Genomic DNA, 10140 nt, shown 5'->3' with positions numbered 1-10140 from the left:
AGGCCGGGTCTCGCCCCGGCGGGCGACTTACTTTCTTTTGCTTCGCCAAAAGAAAGTAAGCAAAGAAAAGGCGACCCCACTGTCTGCGACCCTTCGCTTCGCTACGGGCAACCTGCGGTGCTCGCGTTTCGCGGATCAGGGCTCGCCCTTGTTTGAGCGAAGCGAGTTTGGGCGAGACCCCGCGGAACGTGAGCACCGCAGGTTGCCCGTAGCGAAGCGGAGGGACGCAGACAGTAGGGTCGCCTTTCTTTTGCCTACGTTTCTTTGGCGAAGCAAAGAAAAGTAGGTCGCCTGCCGGGGCGAGACCCGGCCCCGGGAAGCAATCTCACAACGCAGTCCAAAAACCTAGCGAGCGTGCGTAACCCCACCGTCCACCACAAGCGTAGACCCCATCACATAGTCCCCAGCCCGCGAAGCCAGGTAGATAGCGGCACCAGCCATATCTTCGGGAGTACCGATGCGCCCAGCAGGAATCCGTCCCTTGACCTCATCCCCATGATCCCGCGCATCCTTGTTCATATCCGAAGCAAACGCCCCAGGCGCAATCGCACTGACCACGATCCGATCCTGCGCCAACCGCAGCGCCATCCGCCGCGTCAGCTGAATCAACCCCGCCTTGCTCGCCGCATACGAATAAGTCTCCTGCGGATTCACAGAAATCCCGTCGATAGAAGCAATGTTGATCACCTTCGACAAATGATCCGTAGCCGCCTTCTTGAGCATCGGCGTCAACGCCTTGGTCAAAAAGAAGGGCGTCTTCAGGTTCAGGTCGACAACCTTGTCCCATCCACTCTCCGGAAACTCTTCATAAGGCGCCCCCCAGGCGGCCCCCGCGTTGTTGACCAGGATGTCCAGCGACCCTTCATGCTTCGCATAAGCATCGACCAGCGCCTGAGCCCCTTCCACAGTAGACACATCGGCAGGCAGCGACACGCAATGCCCAAAAGCCGACAGCTCCTTCGCCGTCTGATCGCAAGCCGCCGCCTTGCGCGCCGAGATGTACACGCGCGCGCCCTGCGCCAGGAAGCCCTCGGCAATCATGCGGCCGATGCCGCGCGAGCCGCCGGTGATCAAGGCGCTGCGGCCCTTCAGCGAGAAGAGTTGGGTGGTGTCCATGTGCGTTTGTCTCCTGAGTGGTGGAAGAGAGGAAGTTCAATTCCCGTCAGGAGAAAGCTTAGTCCGCGACGCGCCCGCGCCGCGTCACCTAGGCGGCAGCAGGAGCAGAAGGCAGCGCCAGCCGGCGCGGGCTCTCGAAGGTGCGCAAGGCGCCGCTCAGCGGGTCGACAAAAGCCAGCGACCGCGCCAGCAGCTGCAGCGGCCTGTCGAAGTCGTCATTCCCCGCGGGCTGCAGCGTGGGATAGAACGGGTCGTTCACGATCGGCAAACCCAGCGCCTGGCAGTGCACCCGCAGCTGGTGCTTGCGGCCGGTGACGGGCGAGAGTTCCAGCAGCGCGTGGCCGTCGCGTGCCTCGCGCAGCACGATGCGGGTCTCGGAATTCGGCTCGCCGGGCGCTTCGCGCATGCGCATGAAATGGTCGTCGTCCACCAGCCGGCTGCGGTAGACGGCGGGCACCGACGACACGCCCTCGTGCCACGGCACGACGGCCTCGTAGTGCTTGTCGATGCGCCGCTCGGGAAACATCGCCTGGTAGGCGCCGCGCGTCTCGCGGCGCACCGAGAACAGCACCAGCCCCGAGGTGTTGCGGTCGATGCGGTGCAACGGCACGAGGTCGTCCAGGCCGAGCTTGCGCTTCAGGCGCACCAGCAGGCTCTGCTGCACGTACTTGCCGGTGGGCGTGACAGGCACGAAGGGCGGCTTGTCGACCACCACGAGGTCGTCGTCCTGGTGCAGCACCAGTTCTTCGAAAGGGATGGGCGTCTCGGCGTCGAGCGCGCGGTAGTAGTACACGCGCAGCGGCGACTCGTAGCGCCGCGTGGCGGTGATGGGCACGCCGTGCTCGTCGCACACGTCGTTCGCTTCAATGCGCGAGAGCCAGGCCTCGCGCGAGATGGCGGGAAAGCGCTCGACGAGAAAGTCGGCGATGGTGGGCCAGGGGCCGTGGGGCAGCGAAACGCAGCTCGGGCTCACGCCGTCGCGCGTGGGCATCGGGACGGGGAAGCGGGGGCGCGTCATGGCGCGGCGGCGTCCAGCACCGACAGCACCTCGGCGAACGATGGCCGCGCCGCCACTTCGGGTTGCTGGCAGCACGCCGCGAGCGTGGTCAAGGGAGAAGAAACCGCATCGTCACAGCGCTCGGCCAGCTCTTCGAGCAGGCAGCCGAACGCGCGCATTTCCACGCCCTGCAGGGCTTTCGCCAGTGCCGGGTCGAGTGCCCCGGTCATCCAGCCCGCGCCGAAGTCGCCGAGCCGCCCGCCGTCCTGCGCGTGCCAGAGGATGTTGTGGGCGTACAGGTCGCCATGCAGCAGGCCGCGCGCATGCAGGTGCGCCATGGCCGCCGCGATGTCGCGCGCGATGCGCAGCGCGGTGCCGCTGGTCCAGCGTGCGTCGTCGGCATAGACATCGCGGGTGCACGAGGCCAGGCTCGGTGGCCCGGCCAGGGTGATGAACGACGGTGGCACCAGCGCCATCACCAGGCCCTCGGTGCCGTCGGGGTGGCCGTCGATGCGGCCCTGCGCGGCGATCAGCGTCGGGTGCGCGCCGGCCGCGATGCAGGCCGCCATCTCGCTGTGCGGCCAGCCGTCGCTGGTGACGGCGCCCTTGAACAACTTCACCGCCACGGGCTGTGCGGCGCCATCGGGTGTGGCGAGCGTGGCGCGGTGGATCACGCCCGAAGCGCCTTCGCCGAGCTTCGGGCCGAGCGTGAGGTCGCGCCAGTCGACATGCGGCACGGTGGGCGCGTCGATGGCTGCGTCTTCGGTCGGCGCGTCGAACGGATTGCCCGCGCACGCCAGCCACGCCAGGCGCGGCAGGGTGGGCAGCCAGTCGGGCAGCGCCTCGAAGCGGTTGGCTGACAGGCGCAGCAGTTCGAGCTGCCGGCAGCGGGCCACCGACGGCGGCAGGGCGCGCAGGCGGTTGCCGGCCAGCATCAGCTTCTGCATGCGGGTGCAGTCGCCGAGCGTGTCGGGCAATGCTTCGATGGCGTTGTCGGTCAGGATCAGCCAGCGCAGCGAGGGCGGCAGCGCCTCGGCGGGCACGTGGGCGATGCGGTTGGCCTTGAAGCCCACGATGTCGAGCTGGCGGCACTGGCCGATGGCGGCCGGCAGTTCGGTGAAGCGGTTGTCGGAGCAGAACAGCACGCGCAGCCGGTGCAGCCGGCCGAGGTCGTCGGGCAGCGCGCTGAGCGCATTGCCCGTGAGGTTCAGCGTTTCGAGGGTGTCGGCGAGCGCAAGAATCTCGCGCGGGAACTCGGTGAGTCCGCACGAGAGGTCCAGTCGTCGTGCGCCAGCCAGCCGGCCGGCGCGCAGCTCAGCCAGCGTGTTCGACATTGTCATTCCCAGAGTCTATGCGGCCGCCGCCGGGCCGCCCCCAAGGCGAGCCGCGCCTCCCCCTCGGGGGGTGGAGTTACACGCAGCGAAGCGAAGTGAAAAGCCGGGGGGCCTCAGGCTGCGCCGAAGCGGTAGATGCCGTCGGCATCGAGCGTGCGCTTCACCTGCCCCGAGAACCACAGCAGGTGCAGGTGGGCCACGGTCTCGCCCATGGCGAAGGTGATCTGGTGCAGGTCGAGCTCGCGCTTGAAGAGGATCGGCAGGCCCTCTGACGCCGTGATCGGCCGCGCGAGGCAGGCCTCGAGCAGCTCGGCCAGGCGGTCGCGGTGGTGCTCCTGCAGCTGGTCGACGCGGCGGTGGATGCCGGTGAAGGGCTTGCCGTGCGAGGGCAGGCCCAGCGTGTCGGCCGGCAGGGCCTTGAACTTGTCGATGCTGTCCAGGAACAGGCGCAGCGAATTGGCCTCGGGCTCGCCCGCGTGCACGCTCACGTTGGTCGAGATGCGCGGCAGCATCATGTCGCCGCCCAGCAGCAGCTTCGGCTCGGCGCAGTACAGCGCGATGTGTTCGGGCGCGTGGCCGTAGCCGCTGATGCAGCGCCAGTCGCGCCCGCCGATGCGGACGATGTCGCCGTCCATCATGCGCACGTAGCGGGCGGGCACGCTGGGCACCATGTTGGTGTAGTAGCTGGTGCGCGCGCGGATCTTGGCGATCGACTCGGGGTTGGTCAGGCCGTGCGAGGCGAAGAAGTCGGCCGCCGCGTCGCCGCCCGCGAGCGTGTCGCCGGCGCTGCACAGCACGCGCGCCACGTGGTAGTCGGTGGCGCTGATCCACAGCGGCGCGTTCCAGCGCTGGCACAGCCAGTCGGCCAGGCCGATGTGGTCGGGGTGCATGTGGGTCACGATCACGCGCAGGATCGGCAGGCCCTGCAGCTGGGTCTCGAAGATCTGTTCCCACTGCGCGCGGGCCTCGTCGTGCGCGATGCAGCAGTCGACCACTGTCCAGCCCTCGACGCCGTCGATCGTGTCGCGCAGCAGCCAGAGGTTGATGTGGTCCAGCGCAAAGGGCAGCCGCATGCGGATCCAGCGCACGCCGGGCGCGACTTCCAGTGCTTCGCCGGCGGCGGGCAGGGTGTCGCCCAGGGGGTAGTGGAGTTCGCGTTCGAGGAGGTTCATGTATGATTGACGTTTACGTAAACGTCATGGGTTGAGGCATCATTGTAGAGAATGCGCCGCCAACCTGCTGTCGCCCCCGCAACCCTTGCCGCCCATGCCCGCGCAGACCTTCACCATCAGCCAGCTCGCCAAGGAGTTCGACCTCACGACGCGCGCCATCCGCTTCTATGAAGACATGGGCCTGCTGTCGCCGGAGCGGGCCGGCCTGCAGCGCGTGTACAGCGCGCGCGACCGGGCGCGGCTCACGCTCACGCTGCGCGCCAAGCGCCTGGGCCTGACGCTGGTCGAGGCGAAAGACATCCTGGACATGTACGACAGCCCGCGCGACACCGTGCCGCAGCTGGAAAAATTCCTGGGCGTGCTCGGTACCCACCGCGCGCAGCTCGAGGCGCAGCTGGCCGAGCTGCAAGCCAACCTCGCCGAAGTGCGAGAGCATGAGAAAAAAGGCCGCGCCACGCTGGTCAAGGCGCAGAAGGCACAAGGCGCAGCCAAGACTCCCAAGACTGCCTGATCCGAGCGGGACTCAACCCCTCGTCGACAATAGCGCCATGCTCCGCAAATCCGCAACGCCCCGCTCCTGCTGTTGCCGTTGGCTTCGGGCACTTGCCTTGGCTGCGTGCGCCGCATTGGGGGCCGTTTCAGGGTTCGCGGCGCCGAGCCGTGATGCACTCTTTGAAAGACTGAAGGCCGGCACTGTGCCAAGCGAGGCATTCCTCACGCACATCCAAACCGGCATCGACTTCAGGATGGAGTCCTACGAGAACGTTCGACAGGCCATGCTGGCGTGCCGCTCTCGCTTGGTGGATGGACGCCCGCCGGCATTCTTCGTGCCAGCCGTGGTGCACCTCACTTCGCAGTTCATGCCTGAGATCGCGAAGCTGCGTCAGTCCGAGGCCAACGTCGCCTATGCGCGACAACAACTCGCTCTTGAACTGACCTACGCCGGCCATTCGATCGACGAGATGATCGCGTTAGACGACTATTTCCGCTCGACCGATGGACAGCGAGCCAAAAAAATCGAGGAGGCCGCTACGGTGATCCGCCTTCTTGAGACGGCCACGCGGGACGAGCACAGCGGTCACTCTTGGCAGTGGCCAATCGGGCACGTGCTGGCTTACATGGATGAGGTCGGCCTCCGAGCTGACTTCCTCTCGGCCGTAGAGAACGAACGGTTCGAGACATCGCGGTCGTTGGATCAGGTGACCGGGGAGATGGGCCAACTGCTGTCTGAGGAGGTGGCCGAGCGCATTGACCGAATCAGCTGGGAGGGGGTGCGCGTGCAGCTCGGCCGCGTTCTCTCGATCCGCGACACACGGCTCCTGACCAATCCGCCCATGGAGCGCTACCTTTATAGCAACGAGGTCGCTCGCGCTTTTTCCCGGCCGGGGGCGTCTTTCACACTGTCGAAGGATCCGCAGCAGATCGCACAGATAACATGCGACCTGGCCGTAGGAAAGTCGTGTCCTTCGGAGGTCGTGGAGCGCGTGCGCAGATGGCAGTCTGTGATGCGCGAAACCTCCAAGCCCGACGTTGCAAGGCTCCACAAGATGATTCAAGCAGCTCCAGAGTCGGGCTGTTCTGCCATCTCTTTGCCTGTTGTATCCAAATAGTCTGAAACAACCGCCTGAACTCCACCATGCCCTCCGACAACCTCGACGACCTCTTTGCCCACAACCGTGCCTGGTCCGCCCAGATGGAGCGTGACCGGCCCGGCTTCTTCACCGGCCTTGTCAAGCAGCAGACGCCGCGCTACATGTGGATCGGCTGTTCCGACAGCCGCGTGCCCGCCAACCAGATCACTGGCCTGGAGCCGGGTGAAGTGTTCGTGCACCGCAACGTCGCCAACATCGTGGTGCACTCCGACCTCAACGCACTCTCGGCGATCCAGTTCGCGGTCGAGCACCTGAAGGTCGAGCACATCATGGTGGTCGGCCACTACGGCTGCGCTGGCGTCAAGGCTGCGCTCAGCGGCAAGCGCATCGGCCTGGCCGACAACTGGATCCGCCACATCCAGGACGTGCGTGACCGCCACAGCGTGATGCTCGACAGCCTGCCCGAAGACGTGCGCGTCGACGCGCTGTGCGAGCTCAACGTGGCCGAGCAGGTGGTCAACGTGGCCGTCAGCACCGTCATGGTCGACGCTTGGGCGCGCGGCCAGAAGGTGCGCATCCACGGCTGGACCTTCGGCGTGCACGACGGCCTGCTGCAAGACCTCGGCCTGAGTGTCGAGGGCGACAAGCCGCTGGACGCCATCTACAAGGCCGCCGTGCAGCGCATCCGCTACAAGTGGAGCAAGCCGGCCGGCGCCTCGCCGTCGGCGCAGGCGGGTGCCGATGGCACCGAAGGCACCGAGACGCCGCCAGCCGCCTGAGTTCGCTGCCGCTGCCATCGCCGCCCCCGTCGGTATTGCCGCCATGTTCCCGCAGCGCCTCGATTCACCGCTGGCCTACGATATCGCGAAGGCGATGATCGACGGGTTCAACCGGCACTACCGGCTGTTCCGGGCCGAATCGGCGCGCGCCAAGCACCGCTTCGAAACCGCCGACTGGCATGGCCAGCAGCGGGCGCAGCGCGAGCGCATCGAGTTCTACGACCTGCGCGTGAACGAGGCCGTGGCCCGGCTCGAAAAAGAGTTCAAGGCCGGCGACCAGCCCATGGAGGTCTGGCACCAGGTCAAGCTGCACTTCATCGGCCTCTTGGTGAACCACCACCAGCCCGAGCTGGCCGAGAGTTTCTTCAACTCGGTCACCACGAAGATCCTGCACCGGGCCTACTTCCAGAACGACTTCATCTTCGTGCGCCCGGCCATCAGCACCGAGTACATCGAGCCGCGCGGCGCACCCACCTACCGGCCGTACTACCCCTCGCAGGCCACGCTGCCCGACATCATCGAGCAGATGCTCGACGACTTCGCGCTGCAGGGCAGCTACGCCAACAAGCGGCGCGACGCCGAGCGCGTGGCGCACGTCATCCTGAACCGCTTCCACCAGGTCAAGCTGCGCGCCAACTTCCAGCTGCAGGTGCTGTCGGGCCTGTTCTACCGGAACAAGGGCGCCTACGTGGTCGGCAAGATCATGAACGGCTTCACCGAGATCCCGTTCTCGCTGCCGATCCTGCACGACACCCACGGCAAGTTCTACATCGACGCGGCGCTGTTCGGCGAGGACGACCTGCAGATGCTGTTCAGCTTTGCACGCGCCTACTTCATGGTCGACATGGAAGTGCCCTCGGCCTGGGTGCAGTTCCTGCGCTCGCTCATGCCGCGCAAGCCGCGCGCCGAAATCTACAACGCGCTCGGCTTGGCCAAGCAGGGCAAGACGCTGTTCTACCGCGACTTTTTGTCGCACCTGAACTACTCGAGCGACCGCTTTCGCATCGCGCCCGGCATCAAGGGCATGGTCATGCTGGTGTTCGACCTGCCCTCGTTCCCCTTCGTGTTCAAGGTCATCAAGGACTTTTATCCGCCGCAGAAGGACACCACGCGCGAGCAGATCAAGGGCAAGTACATGCTCGTGAAGCAGCACGACCGCGTGGGCCGCATGGCCGACACGCTCGAGTACAGCAACGTGGGCTTTCCGCTCGACCGCTTCGAGCCCGAGCTCATCGAGGAGATCCGCAAGTTCGCGCCCAGCCAGCTCGAGATCGGCGACCGCGACGGCAACGGGGAGATGGAAGTCGTGCTCAAGCACGTCTACATCGAGCGCCGCATGATCCCGCTGAACATCTACCTGCAGGAAGCCTTCGACACGCTGGCCCACCCCGAGAGCCCGGCCCAGGCCCGGCGCGCCAAGGACCAGCTCGAGCATGCGGTCATCGAGTACGGCAACGCCATCAAGGACATGGTGGCCGCCAACATCTTCCCCGGCGACATGCTGTGGAAGAACTTCGGCGTCACGCGCGGCGGCAAGGTCGTGTTCTACGACTACGACGAAATCGAATACGTCACCGACTGCAAGTTCCGCAAGGTGCCCACGCCGCGCAATGAAGAAGACGAGATGAGCGGCGAGGTCTGGTATTCGGTCGGCCCGAAGGACGTGTTCCCCGAGACCTTCGAGCCCTTTCTGCTGGGCAACAAGGACGTGCGCGCCGCCTTCATGGCGCACCACGCCGACCTGCTCGATGCCGCCTTCTGGCAGCACCACAAGGAACGCATCCAGGCCGGCCAGATGCTCGATGTGTTCCCGTACGAAGAGTCGCAACGCTTCCAGCACGAAGGCCACGCGACGCATTTCTGACCGCCCGTTTCCGATTCCCGTTTTCGTTTTGTCTTTGATTTCACTTTCACATTCCTGAAGGAGACCTCCATGTCCGAATCCATCGTCATCGTCGGCGCCGCCCGCACCCCCATGGGTGGCTTCCAGGGCGACTTTTCGTCCCTCTCCGCGCACGACCTGGGCGGCGCGGCCATCAAGGCGGCCGTCGAGCGCGCCGGCATCGCGCCCGAGAGCGTGGGTGAAGTGCTGTTCGGCAACTGCCTCATGGCCGGCCAGGGCCAGGCCCCGGCGCGCCAGGCGGCCTACAAGGGCGGCCTGCCCGACAGCGCGGGCGCCGTCACGCTCAGCAAGATGTGCGGCTCGGCCATGAAGGCCGCGATGCTCGCGCACGACCTGCTGCTGGCCGGCACGCACGACGTCATCGTGGCGGGCGGCATGGAAAGCATGACCAACGCGCCCTACCTCATGCTCAAGGGCCGCGGCGGCTACCGCATGGGCCACGACAAGATCTATGACCACATGATGCTCGACGGCCTTGAAGACGCCTACCAGCCGGGCCGCTCCATGGGCACCTTCGGCGAAGACTGCGCCGCCAAGTACAACTTCACGCGCGAGCAGCAAGACGCCTTTGCCATCGCCAGCGTGCAGCGCGCCAAGGCCGCCACCGAATCGGGCGCCTTCAAGGACGAGATCACGCCCGTCACCGTGAAGGGCCGCGGCGGCGACACCGTCATCTCCATCGACGAAGGCCCGGGCAAGGTCAAGCTCGACAAGATTCCCACGCTCAAGCCCGCGTTCAAGAAAGAAAACGGCACCATCACCGCCGCATCGAGCTCGTCCATCAACGACGGCGCCGCCGCGCTGGTCATGATGACCGAGTCGCAGGCCAGGAAGATCGGTGCCAAGCCGCTGGCGCGCATCGTCGGCCACGCCACGCACGCGCAGCAACCCGAGTGGTTCTCCACCGCGCCGGTCGGCGCCGTGCAGAAGCTGTTCGCCAAGACCGGCTGGACCGTGAAGGACGTCGACCTGTGGGAAGTGAACGAGGCCTTCGCCGTCGTGCCCATGGCGCTCATGCACGAGCTCGACGTGTCGCACGACATCGTCAACGTGAATGGCGGCGCCTGCGCGCTGGGCCACCCCATCGGCGCCAGCGGCGCGCGCATCATGGTCACGCTGCTGCACGCGCTGAAGGCGCGCGGCAAGAAGCGCGGCGTCGCCACGCTGTGCATCGGCGGCGGCGAAGGCACCGCGGTCGCGCTCGAATTGCTATAACGCCAGGAGCCGCCGGCGCCCGGGAGAGGGCG

Annotated in this window: 9 protein-coding genes; 5 read left to right on the top strand and 4 right to left on the bottom strand. The window is 66.3% G+C overall.

The features are described from left to right. Positions 1 to 345 precede the first annotated feature (345 nt). The 4 genes from VBO01S_RS20765 to VBO01S_RS20750 all read right to left on the bottom strand — a co-directional run bounded on the left by VBO01S_RS20765 (position 346) and on the right by VBO01S_RS20750 (position 4619). Positions 346 to 1116, bottom strand: a complete 771-nt coding sequence (locus VBO01S_RS20765) for an SDR family oxidoreductase (RefSeq protein ID WP_062478757.1) — start codon at positions 1114 to 1116, stop codon at positions 346 to 348. Between the two features lie 88 nt (positions 1117 to 1204). Further along, positions 1205 to 2134, bottom strand: a complete 930-nt coding sequence (locus VBO01S_RS20760; protein ID WP_062478755.1) for a pseudouridine synthase — start codon at positions 2132 to 2134, stop codon at positions 1205 to 1207. After that, positions 2131 to 3447 (bottom strand): leucine-rich repeat-containing protein kinase family protein, encoded by a 1317-nt coding sequence (locus tag VBO01S_RS20755; protein ID WP_062478753.1) that lies wholly within the window; start codon positions 3445 to 3447, stop codon positions 2131 to 2133. The genes VBO01S_RS20760 and VBO01S_RS20755 overlap by 4 nt, the downstream gene beginning before the upstream one ends. Before the next feature lie 113 nt (positions 3448 to 3560). Continuing rightward, a complete protein-coding gene (locus VBO01S_RS20750) occupies positions 3561 to 4619 on the bottom strand; it encodes an MBL fold metallo-hydrolase (protein ID WP_062478751.1) in 1059 nt (352 codons plus the stop codon). 94 nt (positions 4620 to 4713) lie between these two features. Here VBO01S_RS20750 and VBO01S_RS20745 point away from each other — a divergent pair, with 94 nt between their 5' ends. The 5 genes from VBO01S_RS20745 to VBO01S_RS20725 all read left to right on the top strand — a co-directional run bounded on the left by VBO01S_RS20745 (position 4714) and on the right by VBO01S_RS20725 (position 10108). Further along, positions 4714 to 5130, top strand: coding sequence for a MerR family transcriptional regulator (locus VBO01S_RS20745; protein ID WP_062478761.1), 417 nt, complete (start codon positions 4714 to 4716; stop codon positions 5128 to 5130). A gap of 37 nt (positions 5131 to 5167) precedes the next feature. Further along, on the top strand, positions 5168 to 6229 hold the full coding sequence (locus VBO01S_RS20740) for a hypothetical protein (RefSeq protein ID WP_157627404.1): 1062 nt from the start codon (positions 5168 to 5170) through the stop codon (positions 6227 to 6229). 26 nt (positions 6230 to 6255) lie between these two features. Beyond that, complete coding sequence (gene can / locus VBO01S_RS20735) at positions 6256 to 6990, top strand: carbonate dehydratase (RefSeq protein ID WP_062478745.1); 735 nt, start codon at positions 6256 to 6258, stop codon at positions 6988 to 6990. A gap of 43 nt (positions 6991 to 7033) precedes the next feature. Next, entirely contained in the window at positions 7034 to 8854 is a 1821-nt protein-coding gene (gene aceK / locus VBO01S_RS20730; protein WP_062478759.1) for a bifunctional isocitrate dehydrogenase kinase/phosphatase, read from the top strand. A 69-nt stretch (positions 8855 to 8923) separates the two neighbouring features. Then, on the top strand, positions 8924 to 10108 hold the full coding sequence (locus tag VBO01S_RS20725) for an acetyl-CoA C-acyltransferase (protein WP_062478742.1): 1185 nt from the start codon (positions 8924 to 8926) through the stop codon (positions 10106 to 10108). Positions 10109 to 10140 lie beyond the last annotated feature (32 nt).

The sequence above is a fragment of the Variovorax boronicumulans NBRC 103145 genome (assembly GCF_001591345.1).
Taxonomy (GTDB): domain Bacteria; phylum Pseudomonadota; class Gammaproteobacteria; order Burkholderiales; family Burkholderiaceae_C; genus Variovorax; species Variovorax boronicumulans.
The sequence above is the reverse complement of the archived record's forward strand: the minus strand, read 5'-3'. Positions and strand labels throughout refer to the sequence as shown.